Here is an 18,554-nt window from a genome sequence, read left to right as displayed (position 1 = left end):
ATAAAACGACACATGGATTGATAAAAAAGTTTTTGATATATTATCGAAAGCTATTGAAAATCATAAAAATTATGATTTTTAAAGATCCTGAATAAAACACAAGCTTTATCCATCATATTCAACATAGTCCCATAAATTTAAACGGGCTTTAATTCCACGGCGGATATTTGGTAGCATGGGTAGTAATGTGCCATCAATCCATAGACTTAAAGCCTGTGCAGAAACTTTCTTTTGTTCAGCATCTATAATTAGAGCGCCTTTAACCAAGAGCAAGGTTCCTTCATTGGCTTCAGTTTCAATACCTTTAAATAAAACCTGCAATTCCGCACCGGTATCCTGAATTAGCCATTCCAATTCCAGTTGAATATTTTCACTGGATTTCAAAACAGCCTGACCTTCAACAATTTCAGAATCAGATAAGCAGTCATACTCCACACGAACTTTAGCTAAAAACCATTCTTGTTGTCCAAGTTCATTCAGGGTTTTGTAGGGCGTTAAAATATCAATCAAATTAAATTGACGACTTAAATCAAAAAATTGCATTACAGATGATCACGATAGGGAGAATGTGAGTTAAAAACTCGAAAAAGGCAATGTTAAATCAAATCAGGAAATGAGTAAAACCATTGTGCTGATTGATCTAAAATATGTATAAATGGCATGCGATCTTGTATAAGTCATCACAATAATGTTAATTAAATAAGTTCCCAGTCCTCTTGATTTAAAGAATCCACAATATTTGTACATATCAAGAGGCCACTGGAAGTGAAAGTCTTTCTGTATTTGAATGTCATTAACTTGTCATTACATCATCCATTCAATAGGTAAATAAGACACTGCTTTCATGGCAAAACGTTGGAATTTCGTACTGTCAGGGTCTTGGCTATATTCAACTGTCGAGCCATCTTTTTGATGATCGAGCCAAGTCACTTCACCTTGCGGGTTGAGTTTTAACTCATAAGCAATTTGCGGTAAATATTGATCCAGTGAGGTTGAAATCTGATCTTGAAGTGCATCTGATTCAACCACCAATCCAACTTCAGTGTTTAAATTGGCTGAACGTGGGTCAAAGTTAAATGAACCAATAAACACCATGCCGTCGATATCAAAAAATTTTGCATGCAAGCTAGAGGCATTTTTATTTTTGGCTGGAATGACATTACCTGTGACTACTTCATACCAGGTACGTTTATGCCGTTCAATATAAGGTTTGAACTCATAAAGTTTGATCCCGCCTTGCAGCAGATCATGACGATATTGTTTATAAAAAGCATGTACCAAGGGAACATCATTGGCCATGAATGAATTGGTCAGTACTCGAACCTCAACATTGTTCTTCGCCAGCTTGGTTAAATACTCTGTGCCTTTGCGGGTCGGTACAAAATAGGCGGAAACCAGCTCAAGATGCTGTTTCGGTTCACCCATGATATTCAACATCTGACGATAAATCAGTTGATCATCGAATGCTTCTCCACGAATTTTATCTGGTGAGTCTGCGACAAAATGTGCTTTTGCCCAGTTGATAGGACGGTCTTTTAAGTGCTGATTGATTTGTTTTTCGGCCAATTCAATCCGTTTTTTGAGCTGATTTTTTTGTAAAGCCGTCAGTTGGTAATATTTGCGTAATTTGGAAAGTTGCTCTTGAGTAGCATCACCCAGCAGTTGTTGGACTGAATAGCTTAAATCATCATTCCAGAAATCCTGAAAAACTTGATTGGCATTTTTGACTGCATTTCCATAGAACAAAATATCCATATCGGTAAACTGGAAATTTTCACTTGCATCAAAGTATTCACGGCTGATATTACGCCCACCTGTTACAGCTATAGCCCCATCTGCAATAATCAGCTTGTTATGCATACGGTGGTTAATGTTCTTTAGACGAAATACATAATCAATCACGCGCAACTTTCTGAATTTGTAAGGATTAAAAATTTTGATTTCAAAATTTGGATGTTTCTCCAGTTGTTTTAAGGTGAAATCCAGGTTGGTTCCGTTCTGGTCATCAATCAATAAGCGAACTTTCACCCCACGATCTGCGGCTTTTAAAAGCTCCGCCAGCATCAGATGTCCAATCGAATCATCTTCCCAAATGTAATACTGCAAATCGAGATTATGTTGCGCTTTATTAATGAGATGAAGTCGTGAAGCAATACTGATAAAGGCATCGTCCAAAGTCAGATAAGCAGTGAGACCTTGTGCCATTTGTGTATCAACGTTAGAACCATTTAACCAGTGTTCAGCATGAACATGAATAGGAGATTGCTTTTTTGATTCATTCATCGGCAAACTGCATCCTGTCAGTATGATGACTGTAAAAGAAAACAAGACAGCATGAATAGATTGTCTAATCTGCATAATTATTATGAAGTCATAAAGTTATAAGTACATATTATCATCATGTTAAAGGTTGAATCGGACAATAAAAAGCGGTTACTGTAGCTCATCTGTTAAAGAACCTAATAAAGGATGATCAATTCATGAAATCACGTGCTGCTGTTGCATTTGGGCCGGGTCAACCCCTCGAAATTGTTGAGATTGACGTTGCTCCACCCAAAGCAGGTGAAGTTTTGGTGAGAATCACCCATACCGGCGTATGTCATACCGACGCCTTTACTTTATCTGGTGATGATCCGGAAGGTGTTTTCCCTGCGGTATTAGGGCATGAAGGTGCAGGCATTGTGGTAGAAGTAGGCGAAGGCGTGACCAGTGTGAAACCGGGTGACCATGTGATTCCACTTTATACCGCTGAATGTGGCGAGTGTTTGTTCTGTAAATCTGGAAAAACCAACCTGTGTGTCGCTGTCCGTGCAACCCAAGGTAAAGGTCTAATGCCGGATGGAACAACACGGTTTTCTTATAACGGTCAGCCGATTTATCACTACATGGGCTGTTCAACCTTTAGTGAATATACCGTGGTTGCAGAAGTGTCTTTGGCGAAAATTAATCCGGAAGCCAATCCTGAACATGTGTGCTTACTGGGTTGCGGTGTAACCACAGGAATTGGTGCGGTACATAACACTGCAAAAGTTCAAGCAGGCGACTCGGTTGCCGTGTTTGGTTTAGGCGGTATTGGTCTTGCGGTTGTGCAAGGTGCCCGCCAAGCCAAAGCAGGTCGGATTATTGTGGTCGATACCAATCCGGAAAAATTCGAACTCGCGAAAGAATTCGGTGCGACAGATTTCTTAAATCCTAAAGATTATGACAAACCCATTCAAGAAGTGATTGTTGAAATGACCGGTTGGGGCGTAGATCATTCGTTTGAATGTATCGGCAACGTCAATGTCATGCGTTCTGCGCTTGAATGTGCACACCGAGGTTGGGGACAATCCGTGATTATTGGTGTAGCCGGTGCGGGTCAGGAAATCTCGACTCGTCCATTCCAGTTAGTCACCGGTCGTACCTGGAAAGGCACTGCATTTGGTGGCGTGAAAGGTCGTTCACAACTTCCGGGCATGGTAGAAGATGCAATGAAAGGCGAGATTCAACTTGAACCTTTCGTAACGCATACCATGGGACTAGACAAAATCAATGAAGCCTTTGATTTGATGCATGAAGGTAAATCAATTCGTACAGTGGTACATTTTAAAGATTAATCTTCTACAAAATAAAAAAAACGGGCATATCGCCCGTTTTTTATATCAGCTTGTTTAAGCAGTTGCCTTAATCACTTCTGCAATTGAATCTGCCACATAATCAATATTATTCAAGTTCAAACCGGCAGCACACATACGACCACTACGCACCAGATAGATAGCATATTGATCTTTTAGGATATCAACCTGTTCAGCCGTCAAGCCTGTGTAGCTAAACATGCCTTGTTGTTTGACCAGATAACTAAAGTCACGTTCAGGCAAAGCTTGGCTTAATTTTTCATTCAGAATTTGACGCATTTTAATAATACGTTCGCGCATTTCGTTCAGTTCAGCTTCCCATTGTGCATTCAGATCAGCATCATTTAGAACATTATCCACCAACATGGCACCTGTGGTTGGAGGGCTTGAGTAAATGCGACGTACAGTTGCCTTTAATTGCCCCACTACTTTTTGTGCAGTGGCTTGATCATCACAGACAAAAGTTAAACCACCGATACGTTCGCCATAAAGCGAGAAAATTTTAGAGAATGAATTGCTGACAATGAAATTCATCCCGGCTTGATCTAAAGCACGAATGGCATAAGCATCTTGTTCCAGGCCTTGACCAAAACCTTGATAGGCAATATCCAAAAATGGAATCAGATCCTGTTTCTGTAATACTTCAATCACTTGATCCCATTCAGCAGGCGTTAAATCTGCACCTGTCGGGTTGTGACAACAAGGATGTAACAGCACAATACTTTTAGCAGGAAGTTGGTTCAGTTTTTCCAGCATCGCTGGCACATCGACACCATTGGTTGTTGCATCAAAATATGGATAAAAATGTGTGTGCAGACCAGCACCATTAAAGATGGCAATATGATTTTCCCAAGTCGGTTGGCTGACCCAAACATCAGATTCAGGAAAATATTTTTTTAAGAAATCTGCACCGACTTTCAGTGCACCAGAACCACCCAAAGTCTGAATGGTCACAGCACGACCGTCACGACGTGCTTGGCTCTCTTGACCTAAAACGAGCGCTTGAGTAGCCTGATTATAAGACTTCAAACCATCCATAGGTAAATAGAGCTTGACCTGATCATTGGTCGCTTCAATATTTTTATAAGCCGCTTTAACGGCATTGAGTTGAGGAACAATATTGTCTTCATTGTAGTACAAGCCAATACTTAGATTAACTTTATGAGAGCGTTGGTCTTTTCCAAACTCTTCCATCAGAGAAAGAATCGGATCACCTGCATAAGTATCAACATGTTGAAACATGAATACATCCTTCGTTATATAGAGTAAACAAATCAAGCCTTCGGAACAGAACGCATTTTATCTTTTAATGCCAATTGAGGGTCCGTTATTTTCTTATTTTTAAAGAAATAGGCAATCGACAGTACCGCAATCCAAACGGGAATCATCAGGACCGCAATGCGCATATCTGGGGTTTGGCTCATAATCAGTAAAATACCGCACATAAAGATAATGCAGACATAATTTGTAAAAGGGTATGCAATGCTTGGAAATTGCGTTGGTGCATTCATGGCGATCATATGTTTTTTGAATTTCAAATGTGTATATGAAATGACCACCCAGTTAATTACAATCGCTGCAACCACCAGCATCATCAGCAGGCTAAACGCTTTTTCAGGAAATAAGTAATTGACCAGTACACACATTAAAGTAAAAAATGCCGAAACCATCACCGCATTGACTGGAATGCCACGAGAGTTAATTTTACTTAAAATTTTAGGCGCATTTCCTTGTTGAGCCAAGCCTAACAACATACGGCTGGTACAATAATTGGTACTGTTATATACAGAAACAGCCGCAGTCAGCACTACAAAATTTAAAATCGTCGCAACCGTTTGACTGCCCAGCGAGTCAAAGATCAGCACAAAAGGACTTCCGCCTTGTGCCATTTGATTCCAAGGATACAGTGATAAAATAATCACCAGACTTAAGATATAAAATAACAGGACACGATAGACAATCTGGTTGATGGCTTTCGGTAAGGTCTTTTGCGGATTATCCGTTTCTGCAGCCGCAATACCGACCAATTCAATACCACCAAATGCAAACATGATCATCGCCATTGCCATGACCAATCCCATGACACCATTTGGGAAGAAGCCGCCTAATTCCCATAAATTTTGCAGACTCGATTGTGTGCCACCACTGCCACTTGCCAGTAAATAGCTACCAAAAGCAATCATTGCAATAATGGCCAGAACTTTAATAATGGCTAACCAAAATTCCATTTCACCAAACAATTTGACATGTAAAAGATTAATCAGATTAATGAAAATAAAGAATCCCAGTGCGGAAACCCAAGTCGGAATTTCCGGCCACCAATAATGAATATAAAGACCAATCGCACTGAGTTCTGCCATGCAGACCAAAATATTCAATACCCAGTAATTCCATCCCGACATAAAGCCGGCAAATTTACCCCAGTATTTATAAGCAAAATGACTAAACGAACCGCTGACGGGTTCTTCTACAATCATTTCACCCAATTGGCGCATCATTAAAAAAGCAATCAGTCCGGCTATGGCATAACCTAAAATTACCGATGGACCCGCAAGCTTAATGGTTTGTGCAATACCGAGAAAGAGTCCGGTACCGATCGAGCCACCCAGTGCAATTAGCTGGATGTGACGATTACTTAAACCTTTTTTTAGGTTTCCTTGTTCAATTTGCTGCATTTTCTATCTTCATCCGTGCTGAGATAGTGCTCTATATCGAGATGATTGCGATCATTTCTAATTCTTATTTTATGCAATCATCAGAGCAGTATCAGAAATATTATTAAAATCATTTAAACAAAACACACCTTTTCCATGCATATACAAAAATATATGCACAGAAAATAATGACAACTTAAATGTTTAAATTGAGATTAGGCTTTTGAGATATCCAATACACCACGTTTAATCTGGTCACGTTCAATCGATTCAAACAAGGCCTTGAAGTTACCTTCACCAAAACCGTCATCATCTTTACGTTGAATAAACTCAAAGAACACGGGACCCAGCATATTTTCCGAGAAGATTTGCAATAACAAACGCTTGTCTTCATTTTGTGTATTGCCATCTAGCAGAATGCCACGCTTTTGCAGTTCATCGGTCGGTTCACCATGATTGGGCAAACGATCTTGCAGCATTTCGTAATAAGTGTTTGGTGGCGGTGTCATAAATTTGGCGCCCAAGGCCTTTAATTTATCCCAAGTGCCAATCAGATCATCGGTAATAAAGGCAATATGCTGAATTCCTTCGCCATTAAAATCACTTAAAAATTCGGCAATTTGACCATTACCCTTGTCGGAATCTTCATTCAGTGGAATACGGATTTTTCCATCAGGCGCGGTGAGGGCTTTAGAGGTTAAACCGGTATATTCACCTTTAATATCAAAATACCGAATTTCCTGAAAATTAAAGATTTTTCCATAAAAATCTGACCAGTATTGCATCCGGCCTTTGTATACATTATGGGTTAAATGGTCGATTTCTTTTAACCCGGTTCCCACCGGATGTGAATTGACATCATTAAAGAAAATAAAATCACTTTGATAAATATCACGATCGACCAGGAAAATAGGCGAGCCACCAATCCCTTTAATAGCAGGGATATTCAGTTCCATTGGGCCAATTTTTGAATAAATCGGTTCTGCGCCTAATTCAAGGGCTTTATTAAAGGCTTTGGCTGCGTCTTTGGTTCTAAAGCCCATTGCACATGCAGAAGGTCCATGCTCTTTGAAAAAAAATGCTGCATAAGATTCTGGTTGATAATTGAGAATGATATTGATGTTGCCTTGACGCCATAAATACACATTTTTAGATTTATGCTTTGCAACTTTGCTAAAACCGATCGTTTGAAAAATTTCATCTAGATCTCCATCTTTAGATACGAATTCAATAAATTCAAATCCACAAAGTTCTAAAGGGTTTGCTAGCTTATTCATACAACATCCTCATTTTTTAAAAGCAATCCTATTGCCTGTTTTTTAACGTATTTACTTTCTAAACAAACGAAAAAAATCATATCAATCAGTTCAATTTTTATGACAAATCCGTTTGTCTCATACTTTATTTATCGTGGTGTTTGCAGCTGGAGAACAAGACCTTATACGATAAAATAGATTTATTTTCACATCATACTGAGGCTTTTTTATTATTCAATACATAATTAAATTACGTATTTCGTAATTTCAAAGATTGTAAAGTTTATATATAACATAAAGTAATGATATTTATAAAATATTGTTTTGAGTGTATAGCAATATAATCTGATCCATTAATTGTTTTTTTTTGTAACTCTAAACATTCCCTTAAACTTTAAAATTAAAAACAATAAAAATTATTTTTTATTTATCAGTGGATTAACTAAATATTTAGGAGTGGTAGAAAGAGAAGTGTGAAGTACAGTGGTAATTAAAAACGCATGTTTTGTCCCAGATAAACCCTCAAAGATTAATAATTAAGCCATCAGATCCTTAAAAAGTTGTTGAGTTATATCTATAAAGCCGAAAATGGATTGGTGATTTTACATTTTCGATAGAGCGTCGGTCATGTACAGCCCTTATCGCCGCCCAATATCTAGAAAAAAGTTTGTGCTAAATAGTTCTCTATACTCATATCTATATAACTTTCTAACTCATCTAGCCGTTACAAAATCAAGCTTAGGTACAGATGGATTGATTACCAATAAAGAGGCTTTCAATTATTCACTATTAATTAACCAAGTGATCGGAATTTAGAGTTTTTTTCATCGAATATGTAATTGCCGATATAAATTTATTCATTCGACTTTACTCAATCTAGGATTGGTTTTTTAAGATTATTTACAGCATTCAAATTAAAACTTATAAAACTAAAATTTTGCTCAACACTTGAGGCAAAAAGAGGGGGAAATCGCTCTCTTGGAAAATTATTTTGGTAAGGAGCTTTAAGCAGCGTTGAGGTATTACACATGCCTGTTGAATCATAAAACCCTCAACATTATGCATAAAACAGAAAAAACCTTAAACACGCGTAAGCAAAGGTATTCAGACTTTTTGCACATTAAAAAAATAAAGAAAATTTGATGGAAATATAGACTTACTTCAGTGGCATAGCACGCGGTAGGAAAATTAAGTTGGAATACATTTCAAGGTATTTTTAAATAAATTAAATTTCATTCTCCTGGAGTGTTTTTAAGCAATATATAAATAAAAGTTGACTGATTTATGTATTTTTATTTTGTATAAAACTATTGTCAAATTGATGAATACAGCGTATTTTAATTTTAAGACACATACTTTTTTGAAGAAATAAAGATGTTAAAGCAACCACTCCTCTCAAACGCACGTTATTATTTTTGGCAATTTAGATAATTGCCTGAACGCGTTCGGGCAAGAAATGGTTGCCCACCAAGTTAATACCTGATCGGCAACCCTGATCAGGTTTTTTTATGCTTTATTTTTCTTATACTTTTTGGAGTTACCTCATGAAAACATTAAATTATTCATATTTTAGCAATTCTTATTGGTTTTACTTTAGTCAAATGATGACGCTTGCCTCGCAATCCATTAGACCCATAACGCTCAAATAAAAGATTGGACTGAAAAAAGTCCCCAGGAAAGACCAATGAATGCTTTAAATACTGCTTTACAACAAAATCAAACAACTGCAAAAGAAACTATTTTAAGTTTGCCTCATCAATTGAAGGCACAATTGCCTTTATCTGCCAAATTGGCTCAGCAAATTGCCGAGCAGCGTCAAACCATTCAAAATATTTTAGATGGCAAAGATCATCGTTTAATGGTGGTAACAGGCCCATGTTCAATTCATGATCCCATTTCTGCACTGGAATATGCTGAAAAACTACAACAATTACAAAGCCAAGTCGCTGATCAAATTTTCCTGGTTATGCGTGCATACATTGAAAAACCACGCACCACCATTGGCTGGAAAGGTTTCCTGTATGACCCAAATTTAGATGGTTCATCGAATATGCAATTGGGCCTAGAAAAATCACGTGAGTTATACTTACAAATTATAGAAATGGGCTTACCCATTGCTTCTGAAATTTTAAGCCCGATGGCGACTGCATATTTCGATGATTTACTGGCTTGGGGTGCAATTGGTGCACGTACCAGCGAATCACAAATTCACCGTGAAATTTCAAGTCATATGCCGTACAGCATTGGTTTCAAAAATGGTACAGATGGCTCTATTCAAATTGCACTTGATGCCATTCAATCTGCATCGCATCCCCATCAATTTTTAGGCATGAGTCAATCTGGCTTACCGTGTATTTTAGAGTCTAAAGGTAATCGAAAAGCCCATTTGATTTTACGTGGTGCAAATTCGGGTCCTAACTACGCATTGGCTGAAATTGAAAAAATTAAAGAAAAAACCAAAGGGGAATTGCCTGCTTTGGTGATTGATTGCAGTCATGGTAACAGCCACAAAAATCCCTTATTGCAATCTGAAGTTTTACGTACCATTGTAGATGAACGTGTTCATACCCATGTTCGTGGCGTGATGTTAGAAAGTCATTTGGCGGACGGTCAGCAAAAGATTTCATGTGATATGACCTATGGTCAATCTGTCACTGATGGTTGTTTAGGGTGGGATAAAACCCAGCAACTTTTATTAGAAGTTGCAGATTCACTCCGTATTTCTCAATTAAAACGTAGTGCTTAATATTTCTGAACCAACAGGCTTATTTTCTGATGCAGCCCCGTTAATCGGGGCTGCATTGTTACTCATAAGCACCTTGGTGTTATCTGTTTAAATTTAGAACAATACTTTGTTGATGCTTTATACATTTTTTATCAATTCCTTTAACTGATTAGAATTAACAGATTTGAGTCGTAAGATTTCTTTAGGCAGAATAATAAAAATTGATACTAAGTAATAACTAATTTGGTTAATAAATACAATTCACTCTATGTGTTGCTTGGTACTTGAAATAATTTTAAATGGGAACAAATATGTATAGTGCGGAATTATTGGAAGAAGCGCGTAAAATAATATTTCATATGCTCACCAAAGTCGTGGAATATGGTGGCTCAGACTTGTTTATTTCAGCAGATTTTCCGCCGAGTATTAAACATCAAGGTATGATGAAACCGATTGGACAACAAGCGCTAACGGCGGATAAAACTAAATTGTTTGCCTATAGTTTAATGAATGAAAAGCAGCGACAGGAATTTGAAAAAGAACTCGAATGTAACTTTGCTATTAGCGTTCCCGATGTTTCGCGTTTTCGTATTAATGTATTTCAACAACAGTTACAAGTCGGTATGGTGATTCGTACCATTACTGCGGAAATTCCAAATTTTGCCCAGTTAAAATTACCTGAATCGCTCAAAGATGTGATGATGGCAAAACGTGGCTTGATTTTAGTGGTTGGAGCAACCGGTTCGGGGAAGTCGACCTCTTTAGCAGCCATGATTGATCATCGCAATGAAAATTCAGCGGGGCATATTATTACGGTTGAAGACCCGGTAGAATTTGTACATAAACATAAAAAATCGATGATTACTCACCGTGAAGTTGGGGTAGATAGTCACTCATGGCACAATGCTTTGAAAAATACTTTACGTCAGGCACCGGATGTTATTTTAATTGGTGAAATCCGTGATACTGAAACCATGGAACACGCGATTGCTTTTGCGGAAACCGGGCATTTATGTTTAGGAACGCTACACGCGAATAATGCCAATCAGGCCCTTGACCGGATTATTAACTTTTTCCCTGAAGAACGAAAAAATCAATTACTGATGGATTTGTCTTCCAACATGAAAGCGATTATTTCACAGCGTTTAGTTCGTACTCAAGATGGACGTGGACGTCGTGCGGCTATTGAAATTTTACTGAATACTCCTTTAATTGCGGATAATATTCTTAAAGGTCAATTGCATGAACTCAAAGAAATCATGAAGAAATCCCGTGAACTCGGCATGCAAACTTTCGATCAGGCTTTATTTGATTTGTATAATCAAGGTGCAATTAGTTATGAGGAATCCTTACGTAATGCCGATTCCATGAATGAATTACGTTTACAAATCAAATTAAAAAGTCCTAGAGATGATCAGTCTGTGCCTAGTACAGCAACATCATTTAGCATGGTGCAAGAAAGTAATGCAGAAGAAAGTGAAAGCAAGGAAGAGAACCAAGCCTAGTTGAGTAATGGGCAAGTAATGTCCAGCGATACGATAAAAATAAGCATTATCCCATTTTAGGAGGATGCTTATTTCTTTTGGACCAATCTAGATAGACGTTTTTAGACTGCGGTATGTTTACGATCTACAAATAGTTTATAAAAAATCAAGCTTAATGCAGTGATCAATGCACAGAGGAGATAAGCAAAACTGTAACCTTGATGCGCAATCACCACACCGAGCAAGATCGAACCAATCGCAATTCCGATGTCATAACAGGTAAAGAAGGTTGAGGTTGCATGCCCAATTCGATCTTTGGGTGAGCGCTGAATGGAAATGGTTTGCAAGCAGGGTTGAGCCGAACCAAAGCCCATACCCACAAATACTGCAGCAAGCATCAATCCAGTCACTGTATTGATTTGGCTTAAAACAATCAGCCCAATGGAAAATAAGGCAATAGCAGGATAAATCACATAATTGGGGCCTTTACGATCATAAATTTTCCCAGTGATTGGTCGCAAGCTCATCATTGAAATGGCAAAGACTACAAAGAATAAACTGGCATAGGGAAGCAAATTTTTTGATTCTGCAAAAGTCGAAATGAACGACATGATACTGGCATAAGAAAAAGAAATAATCATGGCCATAATTGACACGGGCAAAGCTTTCTTCTCTACAAAATCTTGCGTAGATAAACGCTGTTTACCTTTCGTTATTACTGGTTTGGCTTCTGTCTGAATAGGAATCATAAAACAAAAAATAAAACCTATACAGATAATGGCAGCTAGAATTCCTGCGACCATGGTGTAAGACAGGGGCTGAATTAAGGTCAAGCCGAGCAAAGGGCCAAGTACAATACCCAAATTAATAGACATGACAAAATACCCCATGCCTTCGCCTTTACGCTGGGCGGGAATAAAATCATTGGCAATCGGTACCGTCACCGTGGTTAAAATGCTGAACCAAATTCCATGCAAAAATCGAATAACTAAAAGAAAGCTCAAATTGTCAGCAAATAAATAAGCAAAAGAAAACAAGCAAAATAAGGCTTCAGAAACATATAAGGTTTTTTTACGACCAAATTTTTCAATAATTAAACCACTAAAGGGACGAACCGCAATTGAGGATGCCATAAATAGCGTCATGGCTAAACCCGCTTGCGCTAAGGTGCCATGTAACTCATTTAAAATATAAATAGGTAAAATTGTGGTTTGGGCAAAATAAAACACAAACAAAAACAGATTATTGGCAAGACATAGAATAAAGGACTTATTCCATAACTGTTGTGTATTGACAGGAGACATAATTTACCTAGATCCATAAGAGATAGACGATTCATCAGGCTTATCGAGGTAATTATTTTTGTGAACTAGGAGAACGGTTTTTATAATGATTAAGGATAAGTCAGATCATCGTTAGATTATATTCATTTTAGAGGATCAGTGTTAAAAAGTATAGTGTTGTTAATAATAAAGTGCATAAATTAATTTAATCATGTGGTTTTATCTAGCATTAATCTCATATTGTGATTTTAGATGTTGTTTTTCCCAATAATTTAAAATGACCTGAAATAAAAAAATCAGCCTTAAAGACTGATTTTTTTAGTGATGTAAACAGGATTATAATCCTGCTTCATATTCACGACTTGAAAGTAACTTTTCGACATCCGCCATATTGTTTGGCTTAATTTTATAAATCCAGCCCTTGCCATATGGATCATCATTCACAAAGTCCGGATCATCTTCAAGGTCAGGATTTACTTCAATCACTTCGCCTGAAACAGGGGCATGAATATCAGAAGCTGTTTTAACCGACTCCACCACACCTGCTTGTTCACCGGCAGTAATTTGCTGGCCTACTTCTGGTGCTTCCACATAGACTAAATCCCCTAAAGCATCCTGTGCATGGTCGGAAATACCGGTAATAACCAGATCACCTTCAATTTTGACCCATTCGTGAGTACTGGCGTACTTTAGTTCTGAAGGGTGATTCATTGATGACTCCTTTAAAATATTCAAATCATTTTTGCCATGTTTTATACATGTTTTTTGATAAAAACAAAAGTTTATAAGTAAGGATCTTTACGCCAATTGCTTGGACTACGGCCACTCCAGCGTTTAAATGCCCGGCTAAAATTGGCCACATCACTATAGCCAAGTTCATCTGCAATCAGCTCTAGGGTGTAATCTGTTCGGGAAAGCAGCGATGTTGCATGACGATAACGCACTTCATCCACGATAGTTGAAAATGACGTACCTTCGGCAGCCAATTGGCGTTTTAAAGTCCGATCAGACATATGCAGTCGATCTGCGACATGTTCGATGCTTAAATAATGCTGTTCTGAATTGGTCAAAATATCACGCACCCGCATGGCCAAACGACGGCGTTCACCTAATGCCGAGAGTTCAGCTTCACATTGGTTAATCGCAATCTGACTGGCAATCGGGTCGGCATTAACCATTTTAAAATTCAGGTATTTTTTATCAAAACTTGAGAGTAAATGGGGTTGTTCAAAACGGAAATTATGCGATGGAAATTTTGCCATATAACGCTCAAAACCGGCTGGTTTCGGGAAATCAAAATCAATCTCGCCCGATAAATCATTACAGCCCGTTAAGGCTTTTGCCATGGTGATAATGCCAAAGGTCAATGCAATCGTAATTTCAGTTCTTAAAGGCTCAAGGTCAAAATCACATTGCAATTGCAGCGTTGCCTTCTCGCCAAAGGTTGAGAAGTAAAGCTGTAAAAATGGTAAACGGAGCTGAATAAAGCGGTTGGCCAAGACCAAGGCATCGCTGATATCATGTGCCGTCATAATGGCATAGCCAATAAAACCATGAATAGAGATTCGCATCTGGGTACCCAAATGAAAACCCAGCGTCGGTTCACCGGTTAGACCTAACGCGTGTTTCACCAGTTCATTTGCGACAGGGGTCGGAATGCGAAAATTTGGCTCTGCCAGTTGTTCACTGCTTAAATGAAAAGGGGTAAACAATGCTTCTGCATTGTAGCCCCAACGTGACACCACATCTAACAGGAGCAGACCGTAAACCCCGGGTATTCCCTGATCTTGTCTTGGAGAAATCGTTTTCATGCGCTATCCATTGCACTTAAGTCATTTTTTTCTATTTGTTGGTTTTTCATATTGGCATGAAAAGAAACAGCAACCTATTAAAATTGTTCGACAACTTATTCAACATCATTAATTTAAAAAAGTTTAAATTCCTTTTTAAAGACCACAATTTTTGTTGTAGAGATAAGCAGCACCTCATGATTCTGATTCAATGCTTGCGTCACATAGCTCACTATAGCGCGGTCAGTTTTGGTTTTTGATGGCGTAATCGCAACAATTTCAACCTCAACATGAACTTTATCGCCAGGACGGGTCGGTCGTGGCCAACGCAGGTTGGATTCCGAACCAATCAGACCATAAGCGACCGGAAAACATTCTGTCCATAAACGCATGGTCACGGCACAGGTATGCCAACCACTGGCTGCAATACCCTGAAAAATAGGATGCTCGTTAGCTTGATCTTCATCGGTATGAAAAACTTGCGGATCATACGCATGCGCAAACTGTTTAATTTCTTCCAAAGTCATTTCATATTCACGACTAATGAAACGATCCCCGATTTTTATATCTTCTAAATACAGCATTAATGCGATTCCTTTTTCTTCAATGCTTGTTGCTTTATCAAAAAACTACCGGTTTGTCTTTGCCACAAATGCGCATAAATGCCATTCAGCGCGACCAGTTCATCATGCGTACCCTGTTCAGCTATTTTGCCTTCATCCAGTACAATCAAACGGTCCATTTGTGCAATGGTCGATAGGCGATGGGCAATGGCGATAACGGTTTTACCCTCCATTAAATCATCCAGACTGGATTGGATTGCGGCTTCAACTTCGGAGTCTAAAGCACTGGTCGCTTCGTCTAAAATCAAGATTGGTGCATCTTTTAAAAATACCCGTGCAATCGCAACGCGTTGACGTTGTCCACCAGAGAGTTTGACACCACGTTCACCGACATAGGCTTCGTAGCCAGATTTACCCCTTAAGTCGGTAAGTTGAGGAATGAAATCTTCGGCTTTGGCTTTACGGACGGCTTCAAACATTTCTTCATCACTTGCATGGGGGCGACCATATTTAATATTTTCAGCCACAGTGCGGTGCAATAAGGAAGTGTCTTGAGTCACCAAAGCAATACTTTTACGCAAACTATCCTGAGTCACATCTTCAATGTTTTGACCGTCAATCGAAATGCGACCTTGGTTAAGATGATAAAAATGCAATAACAATTGAATCAGGGTGGATTTACCTGCACCTGAACGACCCACGATGCCGATTTTTTCACCGGGTTTGATGGTTAAATTTAAATGATCGATCACATTTTTATTGTTATAGGCAAAGCTGACATCTTCAAATTTGATTTCACCCTGTTGTACTTGTAAGGGCTTGGCATCTTTCTTGTCTTGAATGCTAATCGGACGCCCCATGGTTTTCATGCCATCCTGAATCGTGCCGACATTTTCAAATAAAGCGGAAGATTGCCACATCATAAATTCAGCAATGCTGTTGAGTTTTAATATCATGGCAGTGGTTGCAGCAATAATGCCCAGTTCAGCTTGCCCATTGATCCAGAGCCAAATTGCGGTTCCTAACACGCCTACATATAAAACCACACTGAGTAAATTAATGCTGATTTCATACTGCACCCCTAAGCGCATTTGCTTATACACCGTGATCATGAAACCTTGCATGGATTCTTTGGCATACTGACTTTCACGTCCCGCATGGGCAAACAGTTTCACGGTTTGAATATTGGTATAGGCATCCGTCACACGACCGGTCATTACGGCACGTGCATCGGCCTGTTTATTGGAAATTTGGCTTAAACGGGGAATAAAATAGCAGGCAGCCGTAATAAATAGTACCAGCCACAGCATGAGTGGCAAAATCAGCAGAGGGGAAATAGCGCCCAGAACAAAACTGATGGTGATAAAATAAATCAGCACGTATGCCAGCATGTCACCCAAAATTACCCAGAACTCACGTACTGCAAGCGAAGTTTGCATAACTTTGGCAGATAAACGGCCGGCAAAATCATTGTGGAAAAAATCCAGACTTTGCAATAAAAGTAGGTTGTGAAAGCGCCAACGCAGGCGCATCGGGAAGGTGCTGTATAAAATTTGATGCTTGATAATGGATTGCATGCTGGCGAATAAAATATTGGCCAGCAAAATACAGGTCAAAATGGTCAAATTTTGCGTATGTTCTGCTAAAAATGTTTCAGGTTGGCTCTTGCTTAACCAATTGACCAAATCGCCAATTTTTGCATACAGTACCGCTTCAAAACTTGCCGCGCCTGCAGTACATAACACAAGTAACAGCAAATATCGGCGAACACCCGTTGCAGCTTGCCATACAAAAGGAAAGAAGCGTGTTGGAAGTGGTTCGTTTAAACCTTTGGATGGGTAAGGATCGACCAGTTTTTCAAACCACTGCAACATGGGTTACGCTCCATTTTATTCAAACGATTCAATATCAGTATTATGCAATTGTTACAGTATAAACAATATTCTATATTAACGCTTAAGGCTCTTTTAAATAGCTGCAAACAAGTATCTATATATTAGGACTTAATTATGTTTAGGCCTTGGATTACGCCATACTCGGTAAAACGGTTAAGGCAGAAAGTTCATGGGTATAGTAAAAGCCCGGAAGCCTATAGACAGTATTTTAAGATACTGTACTTGAATTCAACATATTCTAAAGACTAATAGATTATAAAAAGAGTCAAAATATTTAGCATATGACACAAAACAGAAAATTGGTTTAAAAAACGTGAAATCGAAATAAACTAAGTATTCACTATGGTGATCTACATGAAAAAAATATGAACTTTATCAAGTAATGGATCTCTGCCCTAATAATGGAGGTCATATATAACCTGAATCCAAAATCAATTCACTTAATTTAGTCAAAAAAACTGCTATTTATCAGAAGTCTATCATGAAATTAAATTATAGGGATTCATCAGGTCATAGGGTACTGTAAAAGTATATTGAACTAAAATTAGCTGTTGAAATTATTCAATCTGCTACCATCAAGTACGCACTTTTGCAGCCCGGTCGCTTTTTCAAAAATGCATCACTCATCTGGATACTTAGCGCCATAAATAAAGCTGTATAAAAATTCTAGTTTTTAATTAGAGAATGAACGGTAGTTTTTATCTTTAGGCTGTATTTTTAAATATAAAGTTATCAATAATATAAAAACCAATAATTTAAAATTTAAATTTCTTCGCATTAAGCGAATCAACTCATTGTGTAATATTGCTTTATTCTGTGCGGTATTGCTTAAATATTGTGATGCTTTTAGTAATAAATGTTAATAAAAGCTTTAAGTTTTGATTGTGAATCAAGTATATAGATTTATCAAACTTACATTGAAGGAAATTGAAACAGATGGACACTTGGTGAATGAAATATAAAGAGTAGAGTGAATAAAGTCATAATTAGGGCGGTATATACCAAACTACTGTAGGAGATAAATAAAAATGACTACTCGAGAACCAGCTAAACAAAATCCAAAAAAACAACCAAACCAACAGCAGCAACAACAAAATCCGCAAAAGCAACCTAATCAACAAAATGACCACCAACAAGAACATCCACATAAACAACAGAAATAAAACTTTGATTTTTTGCCCCCTGAATATTAATTGTTATTCATGGTTTTCTCTGTGTTCAAAGTTTTACCAGATTTATAGTTTCATTATTTCTATTCATCATCAAAAGGGAAAAATAATATGAACTCAA

At 38.1% G+C, this 18,554-nt stretch carries 14 protein-coding genes; 4 read left to right on the top strand and 10 right to left on the bottom strand.

Features of this window, described 5'->3' with window-relative positions:
* Positions 1-105: 105 nt before the first annotated feature.
* Together ACP69Y_RS07330 and ACP69Y_RS07325 are read right to left on the bottom strand one after the other, a co-directional pair.
* The gene (locus ACP69Y_RS07330) at positions 106-543 is read right to left on the bottom strand and encodes a hypothetical protein (RefSeq protein ID WP_425917477.1); all 438 of its coding nucleotides are present in this window, start codon (positions 541-543) and stop codon (positions 106-108) included.
* A 261-nt stretch (positions 544-804) separates the two neighbouring features.
* Positions 805-2,358: a phospholipase D family protein gene (locus ACP69Y_RS07325; RefSeq protein WP_425917475.1), complete on the bottom strand. Its 1,554-nt coding sequence runs from the start codon at positions 2,356-2,358 to the stop codon at positions 805-807.
* A 122-nt stretch (positions 2,359-2,480) separates the two neighbouring features.
* On the opposite strand from ACP69Y_RS07325, the gene ACP69Y_RS07320 reads away from it, so the two are divergent.
* Positions 2,481-3,596 (top strand): S-(hydroxymethyl)glutathione dehydrogenase/class III alcohol dehydrogenase, encoded by a 1,116-nt coding sequence (locus ACP69Y_RS07320; RefSeq protein ID WP_425917473.1) that lies wholly within the window; start codon positions 2,481-2,483, stop codon positions 3,594-3,596.
* A gap of 54 nt (positions 3,597-3,650) precedes the next feature.
* On the opposite strand, the gene ACP69Y_RS07315 is transcribed toward ACP69Y_RS07320, so the two are convergent.
* The 3 genes from ACP69Y_RS07315 to hppD form a co-directional block, all read right to left on the bottom strand.
* Positions 3,651-4,856, bottom strand: coding sequence for an aromatic amino acid transaminase (locus ACP69Y_RS07315; RefSeq protein WP_425917471.1), 1,206 nt, complete (start codon positions 4,854-4,856; stop codon positions 3,651-3,653).
* 32 nt (positions 4,857-4,888) lie between these two features.
* Positions 4,889-6,289 carry an amino acid permease gene (locus ACP69Y_RS07310; protein ID WP_425917469.1) on the bottom strand — a complete coding sequence of 467 codons (1,401 nt, stop codon included), beginning with the start codon at positions 6,287-6,289 and terminating at the stop codon, positions 4,889-4,891.
* Between the two features lie 194 nt (positions 6,290-6,483).
* Positions 6,484-7,545 (bottom strand): 4-hydroxyphenylpyruvate dioxygenase, encoded by a 1,062-nt coding sequence (gene hppD, locus ACP69Y_RS07305; protein ID WP_425917467.1) that lies wholly within the window; start codon positions 7,543-7,545, stop codon positions 6,484-6,486.
* Between the two features lie 1,663 nt (positions 7,546-9,208).
* Between hppD and ACP69Y_RS07300 the strand changes: the two genes are divergently transcribed.
* Together ACP69Y_RS07300 and ACP69Y_RS07295 are read left to right on the top strand one after the other, a co-directional pair.
* Entirely contained in the window at positions 9,209-10,270 is a 1,062-nt protein-coding gene (locus ACP69Y_RS07300) for a 3-deoxy-7-phosphoheptulonate synthase (protein ID WP_425917465.1), read from the top strand.
* 290 nt (positions 10,271-10,560) lie between these two features.
* Complete coding sequence (locus ACP69Y_RS07295) at positions 10,561-11,754, top strand: PilT/PilU family type 4a pilus ATPase (RefSeq protein WP_425917463.1); 1,194 nt, start codon at positions 10,561-10,563, stop codon at positions 11,752-11,754.
* A 101-nt stretch (positions 11,755-11,855) separates the two neighbouring features.
* Here ACP69Y_RS07295 and ACP69Y_RS07290 read toward each other — a convergent pair whose 3' ends face one another.
* The 5 genes from ACP69Y_RS07290 to ACP69Y_RS07270 all read right to left on the bottom strand — a co-directional run bounded on the left by ACP69Y_RS07290 (position 11,856) and on the right by ACP69Y_RS07270 (position 17,243).
* The gene (locus ACP69Y_RS07290; protein ID WP_425917461.1) at positions 11,856-13,037 is read right to left on the bottom strand and encodes an MFS transporter; all 1,182 of its coding nucleotides are present in this window, start codon (positions 13,035-13,037) and stop codon (positions 11,856-11,858) included.
* Positions 13,038-13,352: 315 nt separating this feature from the next.
* Positions 13,353-13,727, bottom strand: coding sequence for a glycine cleavage system protein GcvH (gene gcvH / locus ACP69Y_RS07285; protein ID WP_425917459.1), 375 nt, complete (start codon positions 13,725-13,727; stop codon positions 13,353-13,355).
* Positions 13,728-13,798: 71 nt separating this feature from the next.
* On the bottom strand, positions 13,799-14,827 hold the full coding sequence (locus ACP69Y_RS07280; protein ID WP_425917457.1) for a helix-turn-helix domain-containing protein: 1,029 nt from the start codon (positions 14,825-14,827) through the stop codon (positions 13,799-13,801).
* A 113-nt stretch (positions 14,828-14,940) separates the two neighbouring features.
* Positions 14,941-15,390 carry a MaoC family dehydratase gene (locus ACP69Y_RS07275; protein WP_425917455.1) on the bottom strand — a complete coding sequence of 150 codons (450 nt, stop codon included), beginning with the start codon at positions 15,388-15,390 and terminating at the stop codon, positions 14,941-14,943.
* The gene (locus ACP69Y_RS07270) at positions 15,390-17,243 is read right to left on the bottom strand and encodes an ABC transporter ATP-binding protein (RefSeq protein WP_425917453.1); all 1,854 of its coding nucleotides are present in this window, start codon (positions 17,241-17,243) and stop codon (positions 15,390-15,392) included. Before ACP69Y_RS07270 ends, ACP69Y_RS07275 begins: the two co-directional genes overlap by 1 nt.
* Positions 17,244-18,292: 1,049 nt before the next feature.
* Between ACP69Y_RS07270 and ACP69Y_RS07265 the strand changes: the two genes are divergently transcribed.
* Positions 18,293-18,427, top strand: a complete 135-nt coding sequence (locus tag ACP69Y_RS07265; protein WP_425917451.1) for a hypothetical protein — start codon at positions 18,293-18,295, stop codon at positions 18,425-18,427.
* The last annotated feature ends 127 nt before the right edge of the window (positions 18,428-18,554 follow it).

It is taken from the genome of Acinetobacter sp. TSRC1-2, from assembly GCF_049895885.1.
Classification (GTDB): Bacteria; Pseudomonadota; Gammaproteobacteria; order Pseudomonadales; family Moraxellaceae; genus Acinetobacter.
The sequence above is the reverse complement of the archived record's forward strand: the minus strand, read 5'-3'. Positions and strand labels throughout refer to the sequence as shown.